The sequence below is a fragment of the Trichocoleus sp. DQ-A1 genome (assembly GCF_039961955.1).
Taxonomy (GTDB): domain Bacteria; phylum Cyanobacteriota; class Cyanobacteriia; order Cyanobacteriales; family FACHB-T130; genus FACHB-T130.
On sequence record NZ_JAMPKE010000001.1, the window covers coordinates 215,702 to 237,603 of the forward strand.

Genomic DNA, 21,902 nt, shown 5'->3' on the forward strand with positions numbered 1-21,902 from the left:
AAGGGCGAGCAGCCGAATCATCCTGGCATCGGCGATCGCGCGATCGCTTCTTTAACTTTCTGGGTAATTAACTCTCGAAGTTCCTCCTTGCCACGCTGACGCTGAAAGCTAGCGCCTTCCTCAGTGGTGGCATAGAGGGGTGGCAGTCGATTGAGCGCATAAGCAGCAATCTCTCCCAGATCCAGAAGGCAAGGGTTGGTTACTTCCATTTTTAGCACCTGCACGCTCGCTTCTATTAGCACCAATGCTTCCATCACATTGATAAACTGTTTTCCGGGAATCGCGATCGCTTCATCGGTTAAAAGTTGCCCGAATAAGCGATCTAAAGCGATGTAGTCGTCAACAGAAATTTCCGAAATTTCGCAGATGCTGCCAATCTCTTGTGCTAGAGATGGCGTCATATATCCGTCCTGCAAAGCTTGTTCGACAATTGTTCCTATCGTGAGCTTTTCTAGACTCATTGCATCTCTCCCTGACGATCGCATTTCAAACGGCAATCCTATGATTCTGCCTTAGATTTGAAATTTATAACTTGTCTAATTAGCCTAAATAGTGCTAACTTTATAGATTGTGTCGAATTAAAGACCATCCATGCCTAAACTGAAAACCCGTAAAGCAGCGGCAAAGCGTTTTAGAGCCACCGGCAGCGGCAAAATCGTCCACCGCAAAGCCTTCAAAAGTCACTTGCTACAGCACAAGAGTTCTGACCGGAAACGGCGGATTTCTAAAATGGCTCTGGTGCATGAACGCGATGAAGAAAATGTGCGCTTGATGCTGCCCTATTTGTAAGGAAGCAATTTGCTTTCTATGATGAGTCTCTAGTCAATTGCTAATGACTAATGACGAATGACGAATGACTGCTGACCACCGATCAATAACAACTAATAATTAGCCATGACACGGGTAAAACGCGGTAACGTTGCTCGCAAACGCCGCAAAAAAATTCTCAAACTAGCCAAAGGCTTCCGAGGTTCTCATTCAACTTTGTTCCGGACAGCCAATCAACAGGTCATGAAGGCGCTGCGTAACGCCTACCGCGATCGCAAGAAGCGCAAGCGCGATTTCCGCAGCCTCTGGATCACCCGTATCAACGCCGCAGCACGTCAGCACGGCATTAGCTATAGCCAGCTGATGGGCAAATTGAAAAAGGCAAATGTCCAGATTAATCGCAAGATGCTGGCGCAGATGGCTGTTCTCGATCCCGCTGGCTTTGACAAAGTGCTGCAACTCGCTACACAGGCTCAAGGGTAAAGGATGAAGGATGTAGGGCTTTGTCCTTCCCAGAGGGTGGGATGAATGAAGCTCGCCACTCGTTTGTTGCCAGCCTCGTTCCCAGGCACCGCCTGGGAATGTTTTTTCTTTGGCTCTTTGCTAGTATAAAAACGCCAAACTTAGCGGTTGCTGCCGAGCTACAAGAGATTGTGGAGCGCGGCTACCTAATTGTTGCAGTGAAAGACAATGTCCGTCCCCTGGCTTTTCGGGATGGGGAAGGCAAACTGCAAGGGCTGGAAATTGACATTGCCCAGCGTTTAGCAGCAGAACTCCTAGATAAACCCGATGCGGTAAAGTTGCAGCCGGTGGCGAATCGAGAGCGGCTCTCGGTGGTGGTGGATGGAACGGTCGATCTGACGATCGCGAGGGTGACACAAAATGCTTCGCGCGATCGCTTGGTCAACTTCAGCATTCCTTACTACCTAGACGGCACCGCTGTAGTCACTCAGGACGCATCCTTACAAAGGCTTAACGATCTGCAACAGAGAAAAGTCGCCGTTTTGAAAGGATCGGATACGATTTCTACGGTGCGCTATCTGATCCCCCAAGTTCAGCTAATTGGCGTCGATTCCTACGAACAGGCGCGATCGCTCCTGGAATCGGGTAACGCCGATGCCTTCGCCGCCGATGCCAGCATTCTCAGCGGCTGGGTGCAGGAATACCCCCAGTACCGACTGCTGCCGGTACGCCTGTCGGGGGAGCCGCTAGCAGTAGTGATGCCCAAAGGGTTGCAGTACAATCAATTGCGGCAACGGGTAAATGATGCGATCGCGCGTTGGAAACGAGAAGGCTGGCTGCAAGAACGGGTTAAGTATTGGGGACTCCCCCAGAGCGATACCAACCGATTTTAGAAAACTTCCGATAGGGCACCTGTGGCGATCTACCTCCGCCGCAATCACGTCCCATAATGAATAGAGAAAGCAAATTAATCTCTGTATTTGAAGGGCAATGGATAACTCTCTGGCAATTTTTTATCTCTCCTTGTTGCTGGTACTGCTTGCCGTTGCCGGTTGGGCAGTTGTGCGCCAGGTTTTCAAAACCCGCAAAGTTGAAAGTGTCCTCTCCCGGCTGCAAAATAAGGTGCAAAACGACAAATGCACAACCCAAGAGTTTTACGAACTCGGCAGCATCTATTTAGATAAAAAACTTTACACCCAGGCAATCTCGCTGCTTCAAAAAGCACTCAAAGCTGAGGATGCCGAAGAGGAAAACCTCGCGCCTATCTACAATGCCTTAGGCTTTGCTTACTTCTCCCAAGAGCAGTACGACGTAGCGATTCGCAACTACAAAGAAGCTTTGAAAATAGCTCCAAATTATGTCACGGCGCTCAATAATCTGGGTCATGTTTACGAGAAGAAGAAGTTAACTGCTCAGGCGTTGGAAAGCTATGAGGAAGCGCTGAAGCACGAGCCTGACAATGGCACCGCCAAGCGCCGCGCCGAATCCTTGCGGAAACGGTTGGTTCCCTCGACTTAAAACGCCTTGTCATCCCTGAGGCTCTGCCTCCCGCGGAACTCAAATAAAACGTAACGATTGTAGGGGCGCAAACCTTTGTGCCCCTACAGCTTTATCCGTAGCAAGGTCATATTTTGGAGGCTGTAGAACTGATGGGACGCTATACAAAGCAAAGTTAATTAAAAAAGCTGACGCCTGTAATGAGGCTCAGCCTCATTACAGGCGTTTCAAGTTGGAGGCTGGGAACGGGAAAAAGCAAACTTTCAGTGACGGAGTGCGATCGCCCGCGTGGAAGATGAAGCCGCCTATCCAGAGGAACCATCTGGTTTTCCGTAGTAGATGCCCCTACCATTGGTACCGATAAACACCAGCCCAAACTGCTGCCAACTCGCCTCCATCACATTTGGCTCACCACCGATAGGATTCTCTTGAGAGCCAATGCTCGTCCAAGTTTGGCCTCTATCAAGAGACCGAAAAATTCCCTCGCCCATGCCAGCAACTTTTCCATACAGATAAAGTGCCGGAGTCGTGCTGCCATCCGGCGGTTTCCCGAAGGCGAACAAATGTGCCCTCTCTACTGAAGGCAGCTTAGTCAGAGTCTTGCCACCGTCTGTTGAACGGTACAAACCATTCCAGTCCAGACTAAGCCACACCTCATCTTTCACACCCGGAACTGTTTTCAGCCTGCACCACAAATCTGCCCAATACTCGCTTTTAATCGATGAGTTAACAACCTGAAACGATGCGCCCCTATCAGTACTGCGATAAACTTTGCCTTCGCTGTAATAGTAAAACGTGTTGCCATCTACTTTATCTGCGGCCAACGGCTCACCCCAATACCAGGGGCCTTTAGCCCCATTAGGTAGCCCCGACACTTTACCCCATGACGCGCCGCCATCAGTTGTCTGTATCGGCTGAGCCTCACTGAGAGTCACGACAAAATTGTTTGGGTTATTTGCCGATATAGCTACGCGCAACGGCATTGCCTTTGAGGGAAATGACCCAAACTTCTTCCAAGTCAATCCGCCGTCTGTCGAAGTTGTTCCGCCATTGTGGATTGGTTCCCACTCCACACCACCAACCCGCACCACCCGCGACGGGTCGCTTTCAGAGTAGGTAATACCGTAAGTATGCTGAGGCCAAGGTCCGATACCGCCCATCCTTTTCGATGGATAAGAATTAAGCCCATTGTTGTGATTGAAACCGTCTACATCGGCTACACCACTTAATAACACAGCACCTTTTGGAGGTGCAGCTAGGGCGAAAGCGACTATCTCTTCTTGTCCTTGCTGATAGTTAGCCCAAGTCACTGGATTGGCGTTGATATTGTCTGTTTGCCAAATTCCAGAACCATTCGTCAACCAAACTTTTCCCGGCACTTTCGGGTCAAATTCAATTGCTGAAACCCACGATTCAAACATGGCATCATGCCACCAAGAAACCGTGTGGTTTATATTTGCCTTTTTTTCTGTCCAAGTCGCTCCCCCATCTAAGGAACTATAGAGGATTTTGCTAGTTATTTGACCTAAAGATACGACTAAATGATTGGGATTCCTTGGGTTAACACCCAAGGCATTGAAAAACGCTGGCTTGCCACCTGGAGTGATGTTACTCCAGGTTCCACCAGCATATTTGCTAACTCCTGATTTGTGCGTAACGTAGAGAATACCGTTGCTGGAAACAGCCATTCGCTGTGCCTGTGTCGGGCTTCCCTGGATTTTGCTCCAAGTATTACCCGTGTCAGTAGATTTATAGATTCCATCTCCATAGACATTCGCGTAGACTAAACCGGGCGATCGCTTGTCAAACGCAATGCCTAAAATTCCAATTCCTTTTGTCAGATTTGGGGAAAAAGAAGTAACTCTAGCCCATGTCGCCCCCGCGTCAGACGACTTCCACAACCCATCGTGCCGCGAACCAAAAAAGATTACTTTAGAGTTAGACGGATCGACAGCTAACCTTTCTCCTGCCCACCGCTCTTCGGAGTTGCTGTCCATCCCTAAGTCTATCTTCAACTTAGTCCAAGTTTTTCCTCGATCGCTAGACTTGAAAATTGACCCCTTCGGCTCCCACTGGGAGTATTTGCCTGCCGCCATGTAGACAATATTCGCATCATTTGGATCGACGGCTAGTGCTTCTCCCCCGTAATAAGTTTTTTGGGCAAGTGGAAAGCTGTCATTTAAAGGAATCCAACTTTTATCTGCTGCATTCCAGCGATAAAAACCACCAACGTCAGTTCTGATATAAACAAGATCCTTTTCTAAAGGATGGGGGTAGACACCTGTAACAAACCCACCTCCACCTATAGAAACGTTAGCCCAGCGATATCCATTTCCCCCGATCGAGTAGATGGGTGCTGCGGCTACAGATGCTATGCCAAGGCTTTTGTATGTTTGCGGTTGTTGGTTGCTAGTGGCACACGCAGCAATAATTCCCACCAAAATAGGCAAACCAGTCAAAGCGATAAATTTTGGTATTTTCATAATTTATAACCAAAGATAAACACAGATGAACACCAATCAATTATTTGTGTAAGTCTCTGTTCATTCCCGATTTCATTCCCAGTAAATTAATGGTGTACGAGAAGTTATATTGCTTAAGTTTAATATTTAGGATTTTTTACAAAATTATAGAAAGCTCTCATATAGATTTTTAGTTTATCTATCGGTTTTACGGTGGCAAGATGATTTTTAACAAGTTTTTTAAACTCCGCATCCATTTCTCCATTCCGGAGATACACACCCATTCCTGTCGCCATCATGTGGTTAGAAAACTCATAAAATGATGAGAATTTGACTCCTATCCAATAGCCTAAAAGGATATTGATCTTGGCGGTTCGCTTCTGATAGTCTTTTGATTTCCCCTTAGTCTCTTTTCCGATAGCATTGGCGTTCTTCCCATGTACCCGATAAAGACTTAATTCCTTATCCAAAACGATCCCTTTACTTAGCCCTAATGAGCTAAAAATCAAAAAAGCATCATTAAGCAAAGTGCTTCCTGCTTTATCCGGCATTGGCAGAATTTGTTGTAAAAGTGACCGTTTCAAGCAAAGACCAGAGGTAGAGGGGTAAGGAAAGTTTTTGTAGAATCTGCCACTTTTAGTTAACTGTGTCAAATCGTACTCGCGGAATAAATCGGGACTGGTTTTAAGTTTTTTATCATTTATTTCCACTAACTTTTCGTCCACAAATTTAAGAGGATGGAAACACCAACCTAAATCTGGGCGATCGCCTAATGCTTCTACTACTTTTTCTGCTTTTTCAGGTACAAAAGTATCGTCAGCATCCAAAAAGCAAACAATATCTCCTTTACTCGCCGCAAAGCCTGCATTGAAAGCTGAAGCTTGTCCCCCATTTTCCTTTAGCACCGGGAGAATTTTATCGCCATAACTGGCAATAACTTCTCGTGAGTTGTCGGTAGAACCGTCGTCCACCACAATTACCTCGACGTGGGGATAGGTTTGCCTTAGGGCGCTATCAATTGCCTGTGATAGGAAACGAGCATAATTGTAGTTATTAATGGCGATGCTAACTTTAGGGTTGCTGTTCATGCTTTTAGTGTTGTTATGAGCGTCTGGTTTGAGTAGTGACAATAGCAGCAAGCTTGGGAAGAACACAGCAATGCCTATGAATCAATACCCAATACATGCCGATACTGTGCTACAGACTTTTCCAGGGAGAACTCATCAGCTCTTAGCCGCAGTGCTTCCGAGTCAGAAGGCTTATCTAAGGTAGTCGCGATCGCTTCTGCTAAACCTTTGACATCTCCAACACTGACTAACTGACCGTACTTTCCGTTTGCTAAAATCTCTTCTGGCCCGCTAGGACAATCGGTAGAAACTACCCTGGTCCCCATAGCGATCGCCTCAATGAGTACAGTAGGCAATCCTTCATATAAAGAAGATAGGACGAATACTGCTGAAGATGCCATATAAGCATAGGGATTTGCCACAAACCCAGGTAAAGCCACATTCGATGCTATACCCAATTCCTGCACCAAAGCTTCAAGCTGCGATCGCTCCGTTCCCTCCCCTAAAATCATCAGCCGCGCCGGACGCTGTTGTTGCACTTGAGCAAAGGCGCGAATCAAAGAAGGAAAGTCTTTCTGCTTTTCCAGGCGTCCCACACCCAAAATCACCGGAGGCTGTCCCGGCTCAAACCAAGGATGTTCCACAAGTTCACTGGCTTTTTTGAACAGATCCGGGGTAACAACTGGGTTGTAAATAACTTTGATTTGTTCTTTTGCTAATCCTAGATGCACCAAATCATCAGCCGACCCTTGAGACACACTAACAACTGCATCAGCCATCGGGTAAAACCAGCGTACCAAGTAAGGTGCAATTCGCCTTTTCAGCTGCTTAGAGTTTTGCGCCTCCTGAGATAGGGTGTTATGTACGCTCACTACCACTCTTGTAGATACACCAGCCAGCCTTCGAGCCAACAAAGCTACTATATTCGTATCTTCCAAAGCCGAAAGCAAAGCTGTAGGTTTATTTTCTTTCAGATAGCGTACCAAGGCGGGGAGACTTGACAGCAGCCGCTTACCTTTCAAGTCCACAATTCTCACCTCTGGCGGTACTAGAGACAGATAAGGTCCTTCCACCTTCACTAAAACTAAGTCTACGCTTAAGCCTTGCTCGACAAAACCACGAGCCAAATTAACGAGGACTCTCTCAGCGCCACCGCCATATAGGGAAGTAAGAAAAATTGTTAGGCTAGACATTTTTATTTGAGGTTGAAAATACTTCTATTCCCTAATTTCCGCTCTCTGGGGAGGAGTTAAGGGAAGGGTTACTTGAAAAAGTTGGTAAATTTATTGCGAACCTTACTAGGTTGTTTCAACTAATCCTTCCTTTCTTTCCTCTGGTTCAAATGGCCTAATATTTGACATTGGGAGGCGCTTCAATGATAAAGTTACTGATACATACAATATCCAAAACAGAGAGTGCGGTTCTACAATTGTACTTTCGGTATAGTTATACATTAGTAAAAACGTCACGTAGGTTATGGGCCATAAATCTTCTGGTTCTTTAGTCGAACGCACCCATTTTATGGCTCTAAAATAGGTGAAAATAATACTAATCCCAAAGAAGAATAGCCCTACAAAGCCGAGATCAACTGTCAAGTTTAAAAAGCCATTGTGAGCGTGGTATACCTTATAGCGAAGTACACGCCAAACATATTCCGACTCTCCTCCCTCCAGCCAAAATCCCTGATAACCATAGCCTAACCAAGGCCGATCCCAGATTTTTTCTATTACAGCATCCCAAATCTCTGTACGACCGCTGAGGGTAGGATCTTTGCCTAAGCTAAACAGCAAGTTATCCCAACTTGCCACGCCCCATGTAGCTAGACTTCCACCGATTAATATCAATGTAATGAAGAAGGGAATAGCTAAGTTGTCGCTCCACCGTAAAGCGCTGTAAAAAGGCAAGAGAATTATCAAAGTCAAGAAGATGATTAAAGCAGTTTTTGAAGTTGTAAGTACAATCACGCCAACGCAAATACCACAGACACCCCATACCAAGTAACGATATTTGCGAACGTTCAGAGCCACAAGTAAGGTAGACAATGCTGGTACCAGCATCAGGCGAGACAAGAGGTTTTTGTGTAACAAAGGCCCCCGCCAAGCTCCTGCATGAGTTCCACTTTCTATTCCACCTCCCCGAAAAACTAGGGTGTACATTACGGTAATTACTGCTCCTATACCCAGCGCCCACGCTATTATGCGTACTTGCTCTTTCAAGGTATAGCGCGAAGCCAAATACAGTCCAAACAAGGTTGTTTGTAATACATTGAGGCCAGCTTTTCTAGAAATAGGCGGGAAATCAGACCAAAAAAATGAGATTACAATTGTTGCGACTAAACCCCATAAGAAAACGTCTCTCAAAGCTGGACGAACAACACTTTTGAACCGGGCAAAAATAAAAAAGATTGTCCCTGCATAGACTCCCATCTGTAGCAGCGATATAATCTTGTCAAACACGGAAGAAACATAAACAGCGTAGCCAGCTGTTCCCTCCGAGGCATTGTTTAAGCTAGCAAAGTTTAATAATCCTGAGAACACTAGCAGCGCCAGAACCGAGAATCTCTTTTCAGCGAAATTTAGGAGTGGATTCACGACTTTAGAGGGTGGTAAAAGTATCTAGAATTAAACTCAAGTCTAGGTCTTTTCAGTCGGGTGAGGGGGGAGAAAATGACTTTTGACAAGTTTCTAGGATGATGCAGTTTTTGTTGAAGGTGGCGTTAAGCTTCGGATGATTTTTCCTGCTTTACTCCTTTGATACTTTTAATATAATCTCTCAGCTTCTGCTGGGTACTGGGCAACAATGCCACGACTACTAAGCCCAAAACTACCCACCATCCTAACTGGTAGGCAAACAAAGCTATTCCAAAGGTCCCGCACCACAAGCCAGCCAATCGATAGTCAGGACTGCCAATGTCCCGCACTAGGTAGAAGTGGATGACAATATAACTCGCTAAAGTCGCCACCTCAGCCCAGCCGTATCCCACTAATCCCAAGCGGGGTAACAGCACGAATGCTGCTCCTACAAAAAGAGCCATATACACGATGTGAAAAACTGTAACTTCCCAGTTCCGCCGCAAAACGTAGAGGGTTGAGGAATGCATATTAAACATGGAGTTGGTCAGATTGCTCAAGGCGATATAAGGATAGATCGCCACTACGGGAAGCCAGCGATCGCCAAACACCAATGGAATAAGCACAGGCAAAGCCCAGCTGACTACTACGAGCAGGGGTCCTAAAGCTAATATCTGAAGGCCCATGCCCTCAGTGACAGCTCTCCGTAACCGCTCTCGATCTCCCTGCAAGCGCCCCAAGGTGGCAATGGAAATCCGCCACGTTGCGGTTTTTACGAAACTGAGAATGTCGATGATCCGGATGGCTAGGGCTACATATCCCACTGCCTCGGCACCAGCGTATCTACCTACTAGCAGGGGGTTGATCAGAGTACGTAGTTGCCACACCCAGACTGAGGTGGAAAATCCGATGCTGTATCCCAGCATCTGCTTAACTAAAACCCAATTCCAAGCAAAGCGGGGACGATATCCGGCACTCCAGTAGAGTAGTGCTAGAGTTTGAACTTGCTGTAGCCACCATCCAGCCACCAGCGCCCAAACTCCGGCTCCCCGAAAAGCCATTGGAAAGGCTATCACGTAGTAAACTAACTGACCGAGAAGTTCAATTAAAGCTACCCGCTTGTAATCTAGATTGCGCTCTAGCCGAGCCATCGGGACTTGATTGAGGAGAACGACGGGAAGTCCCAGAAACAAGACTTGCGCTACCGGGCGAAACCCTTGGATATTCACCCAGCTTTCTACTAAGGGAAGCGCCAAAAAAGCTAAAAGCATTCCTGTAAACGCTTGCAGCAACAGCAGGGTGAAAGCTTGGTGATATACTCCGAGTTCCTCTTCCCCTTCCCGCCGCACCAGATAAACTTCAATGCCTAGCTGGCTGAGCATCTGAAGGTACAAAAATATACTGATGGTGGCAGCATAGAGACCGTATTTCTCCGGTCCTATGACTTTGGTAACTAGCATCACTCCTGCCAGACTGATGAATACTCCCAGCCCCTGACGCAGTACCAGGTAGACTCCTCCCCGCATGACTTGCGTTTTCAGGTTCATGCTTGTCCCTCAAAGTAGCAAATATTACGGAGAAATCCTTGATGTTCTACCAATGAAGACTTCCAGAAAAAGAGATTTATAGATAGCGATCGCAGCTTGGGAGTCTTTAGCGGCGCAAGATGCGGGAAAATCGGTAGAATGCTCATCAATTTTTTGAGCAGGTGGCTCAGCTCCAGCACATTTTTCTCCTTAGTTTGCCTTGGTTCATCGCTACTGCATCAGTAGACGGCCTTCTAAGGTCGTCAGCATATTTCATTGAATAAATAGTCAATTGCTACTAACGCTAGTACAGATTGGCAAAAATATCTCAGCAACAGTTAAAGCGATCGTACTTGGGTGCCAATCTCTTTTTAAGCAAGCAAATTTAATTTACCACAGACAACAGTGTGGATTTGTGAGAATTCCCCCCCAAAGTTTAAAGCTTTTATAAAGACACTGAATATTTACACATTTGGCATTGAGCTATGGAAGGCTTGATAATTCTTCATTAGAACTTCAACTTTATGAAATAGATAACTTACATTATTCTCTGCAAAATGTCTGTAATCTTACCAGTGTTTAGGCAATCATGATATTAAAACTTCTCCATCGGGCTGTGGCTCCTGTGTTTATTGGCACTATGCTTGGGTGTACTGCTAGTAGCAATAGGTAGCAACCAACAGCCGATTGTAGGCGCGGATCTTGTGTCCGTACTGATGGCACCCACTTCCTACGTCGCTGGGCTAACGTGTCGATAGGCAGTAGAGGGTTTGTTACAGGTGTTTATACTTACAACGCACAAAAGGATCTGGTTTAGATCAGAACCGACGTTGGTGGCTTTTATCGCTGGAATGCCGAAGATAAAACCTGCATTCGATTACATGACAGCTTCACAATGAAAGAGAAAACATATTACGGGGAAGAAGCGATCGCAACAGAATCCCATCAACCCAAATATCGTTTACATGGCAGCAGGTAAATACTCCCAGCGGCAACCCAAAAGATCAATCTTTAAGTCCACAGAGCGAGGTAAAAACTGGACTAAACTAAACATAAACTTAGGGATAGACAGTAATGTTGAGCATGGCTGGGTGGGAAAAAGACTAGCTCTCAATCCGGCTAACTCCAACATTATTTTCTTTGATTCGCGGCACGATGGGGTGTGGAGATCCTCGAATGCAGGCGCGACAATGGGCGAAAGTCGCAACTTTATCTCCAACGCTTACCAAAGGCGTTGGCATCTCGTCCGCGTTGGCGGTTCAAGGTGGAACTCAACTTCTACAGGAGCAACTTCAACAGACGGTGGATTAATTTGGAAGAAGCTTGGGTCGTTTCCGGCATCAATGCCGCTGCGCGTAGCGATATCGGCACCTAATCCAAACTTGTTCGTTGTAGCTGTAAGTAAAGCTCTACCCCTACGCACCACTAATAGCGGCGCTTCAGGGAGTGCAGTGTCTGGACTACCAAATTGCTCAGAAGGTCCCTGGTATTGAGATCAGCCCTTGGTGGCGAATAAAGTAGATAGAAATACTTTTTACTATTACAGCGACAGCAAAGTTTACCGCAGCACTGACCAAGGTGCATCCTTTAGCCTTTAGCATTGTCAACTCATCGATTCCCAATATTAAGAGTGACTACTATTCGTATGCGCTGAAAACAGTTCCAGATGCGAAAACTGAAGTCAGGCTCAGCTTAGACTAGGAAGGTTTATTTAACTCCACAGACGGTGGCAAAACGTTCGCTAAGCTGCCTTCAGTAGAAAAGGCGCATTTGTTTACTTTTGGGAAACCGCAGACCGGAAGGACAACTCCAGAGCTTTATTTGTATGGAAAAATTTCTGGTATGGGCGAGGGGATCTTCCGTTCTCTCGACAGAGGCAGAACTTGGATAAGCATTGGTTCTAGCCAAAATCCCATCGCTGGCGAGCCAAATGCGATGGAGGCGAGTTGGCAACAGTTTGGCTTGGTTTTCGTTGGTACCAATGGCAGGGGCATCTACTACGGAACTCCTGACGATTCCAAGGAGTAGGCTGCTTTATCTTCCGCGCCCGTACACGCAATTCGCCCCTGAATACTGGTTAAATTTACCCGAAAAGTACCAAGGCATTAGCCTTTAACAGAAGACGGTTCTTTCACGCTAGTAACACGTTCTGTTAAAGAATGATTTTGTAGTGCTGTTACTTGTGACAACACGTACGAGACGAGGGATTCAACCGTCATCAAGACTACCGAAAATGCCAATACTACGAAACCAGCAGCCGTGAAGAGAAACATGACGCTTGTAGAAATTAGTTTCTTGATAAAGGCGTTCATTTTGGTAAATAGTTTTGTTTACCCCTCTAGGATATGAAACACTACAGGGTCTTGACATCAGTGAATTTTTTGAATTTTTTGTAAAGAACTCCTTTATAAACCCGAAAACATACGGAGACGCTTTAAGTATATTTTTTTACAAATAAATTAAAGGATGTTTTTCTGATTTTGTCCTGAAAGCTAAGTTTTTTAACTGAATGCTGCTAGTAAATACGTAATTGAATGTAAATATGTGTGTCGCGCTTATAACACTGGTGAAGTGAGTGTTAATGGCTATTTTGTGTAAAAAAAATATAAAGATAATATAAAGACAAAAAATAGTAGGGGCGTACAGCTATTTGTGCGCCCCTATCACCTGGCAGGAAAATATTAAGTTATATTGACAATTTAGAAATGCAACAGCGCTTTTAAGCCTTGACCAGGTCTGATGGAACTGGAATTCGTTTGCCGTTTTCGTTGTCTAGTGGAGCAAGGGCGGTGAGTGTTCTGTACAACTCCAATGTTTCGCTAGTAATCTGGTTCCAGGTATAGTGTGCTTGCACATAACTCTGGGCGTTTTTAGCCATTACCGCCAATTCATTCTGGTGATTGATTGCCCATTCCAAGCTGCGGAGGCAGGAGTCTACATTTTTTACCTGGAAAAGCATCCCTCGGTTTTTGCCAATCAATTGCTGATGCACGGGAATGTCACTACCGAGTACGGGAACACCTTCCTGCATTGCTTCCAACATTGATAGAGGTAATCCCTCCAACTCAGAAGGAAGTACAAACAATCCCGCACCCCGAAGGATTTCTGCAAGACGGGGACCTCTAAGTTCACCTGTGAATATGATGTTCTTGTTATTCGCCGCCATCTCGGTGATCTCCGAGGTGAACTCATTGGTATCGCTGGTACCGCCCACCATGACGAGTTTCCATCCTTCTTGCTGAAGATTTTGGAAGGCTTTGATGAGTAAGTCGGGGCACTTTTCCGGTACGAGTCTACCTAAAAATAGAATATAGCGTCCCTGTTCCAGACCTAGCGAAGTTCCATAGCTAAAAGTAGGGTCTGAATCACCCATATTTGAGGGTGCGTTAGGAATATAAATTGTCTCCTTACCGTAAGTTTCCTTAAAGTATGAGCGCAGTTCCTCTGAGACGACGATCATGCTATCAGAGAAGCGGACAGCAGCACGTTCGCCGCGACGGATTAGGTCGCTAGAAGCTTTGTTCCATTTGGCACGTTGCCAATCTAAGCCATGACAGGTAACAACAACTTTTGCCGAGGAAGCAAGTTTGGGTAGCCAAGTAAAGAGGGCTGGTCCTAAAGCGTGGAAGTGAACGATATCATAACGCTTCGCATTGCAAGCGATCGCTCCCAGCGCCGAACTCAACAGAGCATCCATTCCCTTGATATTCAAGCTGGGTATGGAAACAACCTTCACACCATGAACGTTATAGTGGCTGAGCGAAACATCTCCAGTGTATGAGGAACGGGCAAACAAATCCACTTCATGACCCTGTTCCACAACCCGTGAATAAATTTCTTCACAGTGGTGCTCGATACCACCCTGTTTAGCAGGCAACCCTTTTGCTCCAATTACGGCAATTTTCATGGCGAAACCCCGGTAAAAGTTTTTTGATTAATCTGGCTAGTAGACAAATTCCGCTGTTGCCAGCGGCTTAGCATATCGCTGTAGATATCACCCACGACAGTCTTGGCACTGTAAGGTTTGGCAGCTTTAACGCACGCCTCGATTGGATAATCTCCACCGTTGTGCAGTACCTTCCGCAAGGCATCTGCAATTGCGGCTGGCGATCGCTCCTCGCACACCACTCCACTATCAGTAGTGAGTAGGTTTGGAGTTTCGCCGCATTGGGTTGTCACCACTGGCGTACCACTGGCAAGTGCTTCGAGAACGACCATAGGAAGACCTTCATAGGCGCTCGTTAGTACAAAAACACTACATACACGTTGCAACTGTGCAAGTTCTGCCTGGGCTAATGGTCCCAGCAGCGTTACCTGTCCGGACAATCCAAGGCGGGAAATCTCAGAACGTAGCTTATCCTTTAAGTCTCCATCGCCTGCTATGAGGAGGTGAACATTTGAATCGTTCAGGGCAGCAATGGAGCGGACTAGCAAGACGGGGTCTTTCTGGGCGTGAAGGCGACCAGCAAATAGAATAAAGCGTGTATCTTCCGCTAAACCCATCTGCTGTGCAAGTGTGCGCCTACCTTTCTCTCGTTCATCTAAGGTCAATGGGTAGCAGATTTCGTTATCTACTGTGTTTTTGACGTAGGAAATGCGCTCTGCTATCTCTGGGTAATGCTGCTGGTAATGTTGCACCGATTCAGTATTACACGACAAGATTTGAGAAAACTGACTTACAAGATAGCGTTCGATAGCAAAATATGCTGCTGGAAAACGTTGCCACAGAATCGCATTTTTTTTGTCCGCAGAATTAATTTGCTTTTGAATATCGTTGTGAATAAAGAGAGTCTTTTCTCCTGACCAGTTGCGAGTAAAAAGTGTGGGTTCCAGCCTGTGAAAGTGCATGAAATCCGAACTCAAATTCCGACCTAAAAGGGCAGCCGTATATTTAATAGTGGTTGGTACTAATTTTTTAAAGTTATCGTTTTCTATAAAAAACAAGGGCATAAAGCGGATCTCTCTGCCTGCCAACTGGGCGTCTCTCCATACTCCTATGGGTTGCGATGGATCGTTCTCCGTGCCTACCAGCCGGATTTCAAACTCGCTAGGAGCGTATTTAACAAAAGTGCGTATGACTGTTTGTATACCCCCGATGCTAATGCTACTCGGATTGAACTGGTAGAAGATAGTCAAAACAGGTTTACGCATAACAATACCTATATATAGCTAGGTGTATTGGTTGTTTTTTTGTTGTGGCAAAGATTAATTAAGCAGTCTGTCAGTAGATTTATTTCAGCATGATTGCTTAGCTGACTTGAGAGTCTGAGATTCTCTTCCTCATAATTGCTTAGATTACTGTAAAACCCTACTTAAGTAAATTGAATTTGCCAGATTTTACAGAAAGTTCTCAAATTTCCCACTTGACTTCATGGCAACTTTATAATGAGGTTCAAGACGCTATGAAGGCAAAAAATGGCTCAATTTTAACACTGCCCAATAATTTCTCCCAAACCCGAAAAACCCTGACCCAGCCATTCCTAAGCTTTTACTAAATCTAATACCACTCTAGAAGAGAACTCGTTACTCCTACTACTACTATCAAAAGTAGGAGTTATAAAATACTCCTTATGGAAGATGCGGACTGAGTTTATACGTAAGATTACTTAGTTAGATGAATTGTACTTTACGATTAACTTTCCGAAGCCTATTACTACTATCAAAAGTAGGAATTATGAATACTCCTTATGGAAGATGCGGACTAAGTTTATACGTAAGATTACTTAGTTAGATGAATTGTACTTTACGATTAACTTTCCGAAGCCTATTACTACTATCAAAAGTAGGAATTATGAATACTCCTTATGGAAGATGCGAACTGAGTTTATACGTAAAACCGCTCGATTGTATAAATTGTACTTTCGTACTTTACAATTAACTTTCCGAGGCATCGGATATAAACTGCTAATGAAGTCTGTATTTAAAAGTGTAATTTGACAGCCACTATGCAAAAATACAATTTTATTTAATATTCTCTACTAGAAGATATTTCTTTGCCGATCCGCAGTAGCAGCCTGCAAGAGCGAATTTGCTTAGTTGTCCTATTGGTGAGGGGTATCAACGTAACGCATTTAAGCAAGTGTATATCAGCGGTCTTCTCTACACGGAAAGGGGACTCGCCTTTTTCCCATAACAAAATTCTCCTACCCCGAACACGGTTAGGAGAAGAGGATTCGCCATAAGCGTATATAACGTCCTTACAACAGTACGCTTATGGTTCGAGCTAGAAGTAATCGATTAATGCTTGTTTAAACGCGATCGCTATTTTTAGGAGCCTTCGCTGTCAGCATTTTTGGCGTACTGGCATCTTCCTTGTAGTATGCCTTGGCATGGTGGAAATAACTATCAGGTTCGTTTTCCACAATCACACCATTGACGACCAAGCCCAAGACCTTCTGACCTGACTGTACCAAAAATTGCTTACAAGCAGCAGCGCTGACAGTATCAACCACGCCTGGGCGAACTACCAATAACATACCATCAGTCATCTTGCCTACTGCCAGAGCATCTGCCACCAGAACAATTGGAGGCGTATCAAGGATTATAAAATCGTAGTCTTTAGAAAAATTGTCAATTAATCCAGCCATCCGCTTTGAGTCAACAAGAGCCAATGGATTAGGAGGAATCACCCCAGAAGGAAGCACATCCAAGTTATCCATCACTTCTCGCACAGCCATCTCAAACTCAGCTTGATTAACGATGACATCGCTCAGACCAATTGCATTAGTCAAGTCCCAGATATGATGCTGCATGGGATGGTGCAGATCCGCATCTATTAATAAAACTCGTCTTCCTAGTTGAGCCATAGCGATAGCCAAGTTGGCACAAACTGTAGACTTGCCTTCTTTGGAAACAGAACTTGTCACCGCAATGACTTTCAGCTCTTGATCTGGACTGAGAAACTTCAAGTTTGCCTGAAGCATACGGTAAGCTTCACTGATAACCGAATGTGGATGATCTCTAACAGGAAGCTGCGGAAGAATTCTTTCTAGTTTCTTACTGCGAAAAGTAACTTTTTTCTTCAAAGAAGGAATCATTCCCAGGACAGTATATTTAAATAACTCCCGCACCTCCTTGGCAGTTTTGATAGTTGGATCTTTCAGGTCTACAAGGAAAGCAGTAATTACATAAAGTAGACTGCCTGCAACAATTCCGGCAGCTATGATTATTAGCTTGCGAGTACCTACGGGCTTTTCTGGAACTGTAGCGGCGGAAATTAAACTAGCGTTGCCTACATTTTGATTTTCCGCAATCTGTACCTCTTGAAGATTTTTCAAAAGAATTTGGTAGGTAGATTGCGCGGCTTCTACTTGCCGTTGTAAATCCCGCTGACCCTGTTGCAATCTAGGTAAAATGTTCGCTCTTTGTTTGTACGCCTCCTGAGCGCGAGATAAAAAAGTCACTTGATTAGCCAAACCTAAGCGTTGCACTTCTGCATTGACTAATTCTGCGGTCAGTTTTTGTTCAAGTTCCCCAATTTGTAAATTTGCTTCGGATACTTGTTGGTTGGTGCCAACAATCTCTCCTACCCGTTCCTGTAGTAAAGCTTTTAATGCCGCTTGTTTGCTTTCGAGATTAATTATTTTGGGGTTTTCATCCTGAAAGCGGGTGCGCTCAACTGTCAACTCGCCTTCAATTTTTTGGAGTTCTATCAGCACTTGCTGAACTGCGGGAGATTGGCTGAGCGAGTTTAGAGCCATAGCCCGCTGTGAATTCAGTCCTATCTTACTTTGGAAGGCGGCGACTCTAGCAGTTGCATCTTCAAGCTCAGCTTGAGTTTGCGCTTTTTTGCTGTCTAGCTCTGCGATCGCTTTTACGGCTGAGCTTCCTTCTTCTTCTAGAGCTACAATGTTATTCTGTTCTTTGAAACTACGCAAAGCGGCTTCTGCTTGACGAACAGTGGCTTCAGTCTTCGGTAGCTGCTTACTAATAAATTCGCGAGCCGCCGCTGCTTGAGCGCGGTTATTAAGTACATTCTTCTCGCGATACAAATCCATCAGTTTGTTGACTATCTTTGCAGCTTCCTCGGGATCTTTGCCTTTAACGGATATCTGCAAAACATCGGTTCCTTTGATCCCTTTTACCGTAAGCTGTTTTAGGAAATCAGCAGGTTTTAGGGGATCTCCCTTTTTGTCTTTTAGGTTTAGAGAATTTATCGTCTCTTGTATCAGAGGCTCAGAACGGACTATCTCGGCTTCTGTATCCAGAGGAGTATTCAAGACATTGAGCGGTTCCAACTGTCCGATTTTTGCTCCCGCCTCTGTGACTAAGGCAGAAGTCGTATTTTGCTTCTTAAACAAAAGCCTCCCTTCGGCTTCGTAGGTAGGCTTTTTTAAGAACGCAAATGCGGCGGCGAGTGCAACTGTAAATATAAAGACGGTACTGGCGGGTAGCCAACGCCGTTTGAGGATAAGCCAGTATTTTTTAAAATCTATATCTTCTGTGTATTGTCTAGTTTCCATAAGAGGCTCGTGTAGGAGAGTGGTAATAAGGTTGTTTTGGAGGCAGGTGTATTAGCCGCTCCCAGAAGCGAGTCCTTGCAGTGTAGACTATTTCCTCGCTTATCGAGAGGCAGCATCTGGTAGTTCTTACTCAGCCGACAATTGTATCCTAACAAGGCTAGTAAAAGTTGGAGTGATAAAAAAAACTGTTAATCAATGAAAGGATGAGCTTAAAGCTGTATGCAGTAGCATTCGGCTGGTAGCTCTAGATAAGAGGGATTAACAAAAGCGGGCTGCGAAATTTTTTTGATGCTGACGGACAACCGGACTATGGCAAAGAGTAGAAGTGCGATCGCTTTGGATGAAAGCACCTTAAGCTTACACCTTAAAGCAGGATTAACTGCGCGATCGCTATAGAATGACTCAAACAATTGAGTCGGAAATATTTTAGGTCCTATCGGAGGCAGTTTTGGGACGATTGCCAGAGTGACTGGAAGATTAATTTGGCACAAATATCTGGGAACATATTTCTGCTTTGTGCGATCACCCTCAAAATCCTGAGATATCTGTATAAACATCCGATTATTCTTTAGCCAAAGAGATTACCACCAGCCTTAACAAATCGGATGATTGCCAGGATTCACGGCATGAATATCCTTGGTGTGTGAATGAAACCGTCCCCGCTCCTGAAGATAAATCTCTTACCTTAAAGCTTTCAACCTGTTTGACAGGTTGAAAGCCTTTGCCTAAACTCCCTAAAAAAAGTTGCACGCGGCGTGAGCCAAATTGCCTGACTACGGCTTAATCAAATGTTGCTCAAACTTGCGATAGTTACCAATTAACCTTGCCCGCTCAAAAGGGGGATAAAACAAGATGGTTCCCAAAGGTAAACCAACTGCCAAAACAGCGCCCATCACCAAAGGATTTAGCAATCCAACTTGGAAGCCAACTCCTAAAGTCATGCCTAACGCCATTGCTAATAGCGACACCCCAATCGCGAGATTGGGACTAAATCCTCTTTTCAAACAACTAACTGCCAGACTCTGCGCCCCAAAACCAGCCATAAATACAGCAAAATCCACCGCTTCAAACCCAACCGCCGCCGAATTTGCCGCTCTAAATTGCTCGCCAAAACCCGTCACAAAAAAAGCGACAATTCCCGCAACCAACAAAGCTACAACCGTGTCTATACCCGCAAACTTAACTTTATACCTGGATAGAAGCTTAGCGACAAACACAGCCCCAGCCGCCGCCGTAGCCGCTGCTGCCACACCAAATGCAGCGACAAACAGCGTGATAAACCCAGCCATGACCACACCCATCGCCCCAACTTGGGCAATCGTTCCGCCCCAAGCGATTCCCTCAATCCAAGCCGCCGAGGCAGCAAGTGTCACCAGTAAAGCGAGCGCGATATAAGGTAGTTTTTTGTTCGCAATCGGAACCGGGGCAGTCTGAATCTTAACAGTAATATCGTGAGTTTCTGGCAGAGAATTTGTGTGTAATAACAGATGTCGCTCGTAGGTCTTATCTGCCATCAACCGGCTGGTATTCACATTGATTTTACACTTCGCCTGATTGTTCTCAAACTTAACGGAATCAAAAGAAATCCAAGTGTGAGTATCTGGTGTATGGGGGGGATCGCTTTCGTGGGGTGCCACTTCCCAATTTCCTTCCAGAAGGGTATCAGGAATCGAGTTCGTAACTGCGATTGTCTGAGTCACCCTTTCACCTAATTTTCTTGCCTTAAATTCTAAGATGGGTTTACTCAGTTTCGCTTCGGGTACCCGAATCACATAGATGGGCTTGAGTGCTTCCAACGCGATCGCTGCGTTAGGATAGCGGTCTTTTGGTTTGATTTCCACCATCTTTTGCAACCAGTCAATCCACCGCAGACTGAGTTTGGGAACGAGATGCTTGAAATTAATTCGATAATCATCATCAATTAACTGGCTGATCTCAGCAGATTTGATTCCAGTTAATAAGCAAATCAGCGTTGCTCCCAAACTATATAAATCTGAGGCTTCAGTGAGTTGGCGATGAAATAATTGTTCGGGCGGCATGAACCCTAAAGTTCCTTTTGCCACGCTGTTCATCGTCACTTCCCCATCCCCAATTCGAGCCAGACCAAAATCAACTAAGAAAACATTGATGTTGCCATCGACCAAGATATTTTCGGGTTTAATATCTCGATGGATAACAGTGGGAATGCGATTTTGCAGATAAACGAGAATTTCTAATAAAGAAACCGCAATTTTCTTAATTTCATCAGGATCGAAGCTACGGGGCACGGCTAAAGACGGTGCTTTTTTATACTCCTGAACCATACAAAAGCCATCGGAAGTCTGAAAGGAATCCAGGTAGCGGGGGATTCCGGGATGATTCAGCCCCTGCAACACTTGAATTTCGCGCTGGTAGGCGTCGTAGTCAGACCAGGTAGCGTTGATTTTAGCAAACTGAAATCGTTTAATGACGGCGGGTTGCCGTGTTTTCAGGTTGAGCGCCAGGTAGGTTACTCGACCACCGGCGCGGTTGTGTCCTAATTCTCGGACGACCTGATAACCGTGGCTGGATAAGTCTGGAAAGTTGCTCATGTGTGAGAGAACGAACGCAGGTTGAATGATTCTATGCAACCGCTACGCGAGCAGTTGCAGTTAGCGGGAGCAGCTAGAGCGAGTAGCCGCTAACTTGCGGTCATAAGCCAGAGCGAGTAGCCGCTAACTGCGGCATACGCCAAAGCGATCGCGCAATCCGAACAAACCAGGGATGGCAGATAAAGGAAGTGGGTGTACGCCTTTTTTGAGACTTCATCTTTCCCGTTTTCCCAGTTGTCCCTTCTCATCCTAGTTCACCAGCTTAGGAGTAGGAATTTCTGTTTTCGCTGTGAAAGTTCATAAAAATAAAGTGAGTGAGCTACACCTAGTTAAGAACTTGATATCTAAGGATTGTAATTATGACACAGCTATCAGAAGCGAATGTGGCGATTTCTAAGGAAGTTAATAATTCGAGAGGTTGCGATTGTTTAGGTTGGGAGCGTCTAGGCTGATTGTTGCGATCGCCTTCTTCGCTATGCGCTTTTCGCGCTGCTCGTCGCCCCGCCCGCTCCTGCCAC

Annotated in this window: 16 protein-coding genes; 6 read left to right on the forward strand and 10 right to left on the reverse strand. The window is 45.4% G+C overall.

From position 1 onward, the window contains the following. Positions 1-17 precede the first annotated feature (17 nt). Positions 18-461, reverse strand: a complete 444-nt coding sequence (locus tag NDI33_RS00955; RefSeq protein WP_190526900.1) for a late competence development ComFB family protein — start codon at positions 459-461, stop codon at positions 18-20. A 130-nt stretch (positions 462-591) separates the two neighbouring features. Here NDI33_RS00955 and rpmI point away from each other — a divergent pair, with 130 nt between their 5' ends. From rpmI to NDI33_RS00975, 4 genes are all read left to right on the forward strand, one after another. Further along, positions 592-789 (forward strand): 50S ribosomal protein L35, encoded by a 198-nt coding sequence (gene rpmI, locus NDI33_RS00960; RefSeq protein WP_190413800.1) that lies wholly within the window; start codon positions 592-594, stop codon positions 787-789. 105 nt (positions 790-894) lie between these two features. Further along, complete coding sequence (gene rplT / locus NDI33_RS00965; RefSeq protein WP_190413799.1) at positions 895-1,251, forward strand: 50S ribosomal protein L20; 357 nt, start codon at positions 895-897, stop codon at positions 1,249-1,251. Positions 1,252-1,349: 98 nt separating this feature from the next. Then, on the forward strand, positions 1,350-2,123 hold the full coding sequence (locus NDI33_RS00970) for a transporter substrate-binding domain-containing protein (RefSeq protein ID WP_190678581.1): 774 nt from the start codon (positions 1,350-1,352) through the stop codon (positions 2,121-2,123). 97 nt (positions 2,124-2,220) lie between these two features. After that, on the forward strand, positions 2,221-2,748 hold the full coding sequence (locus NDI33_RS00975) for a tetratricopeptide repeat protein (RefSeq protein ID WP_190413797.1): 528 nt from the start codon (positions 2,221-2,223) through the stop codon (positions 2,746-2,748). Positions 2,749-3,032: 284 nt separating this feature from the next. On the opposite strand, the gene NDI33_RS00980 is transcribed toward NDI33_RS00975, so the two are convergent. The 5 genes from NDI33_RS00980 to NDI33_RS01000 all read right to left on the reverse strand — a co-directional run bounded on the left by NDI33_RS00980 (position 3,033) and on the right by NDI33_RS01000 (position 10,373). Beyond that, positions 3,033-5,210 carry a hypothetical protein gene (locus NDI33_RS00980; protein ID WP_190678277.1) on the reverse strand — a complete coding sequence of 726 codons (2,178 nt, stop codon included), beginning with the start codon at positions 5,208-5,210 and terminating at the stop codon, positions 3,033-3,035. A gap of 119 nt (positions 5,211-5,329) precedes the next feature. Continuing rightward, the gene (locus NDI33_RS00985; protein ID WP_190678280.1) at positions 5,330-6,277 is read right to left on the reverse strand and encodes a glycosyltransferase; all 948 of its coding nucleotides are present in this window, start codon (positions 6,275-6,277) and stop codon (positions 5,330-5,332) included. Between the two features lie 74 nt (positions 6,278-6,351). Then, complete coding sequence (locus NDI33_RS00990) at positions 6,352-7,449, reverse strand: glycosyltransferase (RefSeq protein WP_190678283.1); 1,098 nt, start codon at positions 7,447-7,449, stop codon at positions 6,352-6,354. Between the two features lie 105 nt (positions 7,450-7,554). Beyond that, positions 7,555-8,847 carry an O-antigen ligase gene (locus tag NDI33_RS00995; protein ID WP_190678285.1) on the reverse strand — a complete coding sequence of 431 codons (1,293 nt, stop codon included), beginning with the start codon at positions 8,845-8,847 and terminating at the stop codon, positions 7,555-7,557. A 125-nt stretch (positions 8,848-8,972) separates the two neighbouring features. Beyond that, the gene (locus NDI33_RS01000) at positions 8,973-10,373 is read right to left on the reverse strand and encodes an oligosaccharide flippase family protein (protein WP_190678288.1); all 1,401 of its coding nucleotides are present in this window, start codon (positions 10,371-10,373) and stop codon (positions 8,973-8,975) included. Positions 10,374-11,443: 1,070 nt separating this feature from the next. Here NDI33_RS01000 and NDI33_RS01005 point away from each other — a divergent pair. Together NDI33_RS01005 and NDI33_RS01010 are read left to right on the forward strand one after the other, a co-directional pair. Beyond that, entirely contained in the window at positions 11,444-11,845 is a 402-nt protein-coding gene (locus NDI33_RS01005) for a hypothetical protein (RefSeq protein ID WP_190678291.1), read from the forward strand. A gap of 349 nt (positions 11,846-12,194) precedes the next feature. Then, the gene (locus tag NDI33_RS01010) at positions 12,195-12,380 is read left to right on the forward strand and encodes a hypothetical protein (RefSeq protein ID WP_190678293.1); all 186 of its coding nucleotides are present in this window, start codon (positions 12,195-12,197) and stop codon (positions 12,378-12,380) included. A 691-nt stretch (positions 12,381-13,071) separates the two neighbouring features. Here the strand turns inward: NDI33_RS01010 and NDI33_RS01015 are convergent. The 4 genes from NDI33_RS01015 to NDI33_RS01030 form a co-directional block, all read right to left on the reverse strand. Continuing rightward, positions 13,072-14,259 carry a glycosyltransferase family 4 protein gene (locus tag NDI33_RS01015; protein ID WP_190678295.1) on the reverse strand — a complete coding sequence of 396 codons (1,188 nt, stop codon included), beginning with the start codon at positions 14,257-14,259 and terminating at the stop codon, positions 13,072-13,074. Then, positions 14,256-15,503, reverse strand: coding sequence for a glycosyltransferase family 4 protein (locus NDI33_RS01020; protein ID WP_190430324.1), 1,248 nt, complete (start codon positions 15,501-15,503; stop codon positions 14,256-14,258). The genes NDI33_RS01015 and NDI33_RS01020 overlap by 4 nt, the downstream gene beginning before the upstream one ends. 1,097 nt (positions 15,504-16,600) lie before the next feature. Continuing rightward, positions 16,601-18,814, reverse strand: coding sequence for a polysaccharide biosynthesis tyrosine autokinase (locus NDI33_RS01025; protein ID WP_190678296.1), 2,214 nt, complete (start codon positions 18,812-18,814; stop codon positions 16,601-16,603). 773 nt (positions 18,815-19,587) lie between these two features. Beyond that, positions 19,588-21,384, reverse strand: a complete 1,797-nt coding sequence (locus NDI33_RS01030) for a serine/threonine-protein kinase (RefSeq protein WP_190678298.1) — start codon at positions 21,382-21,384, stop codon at positions 19,588-19,590. Positions 21,385-21,902 lie beyond the last annotated feature (518 nt).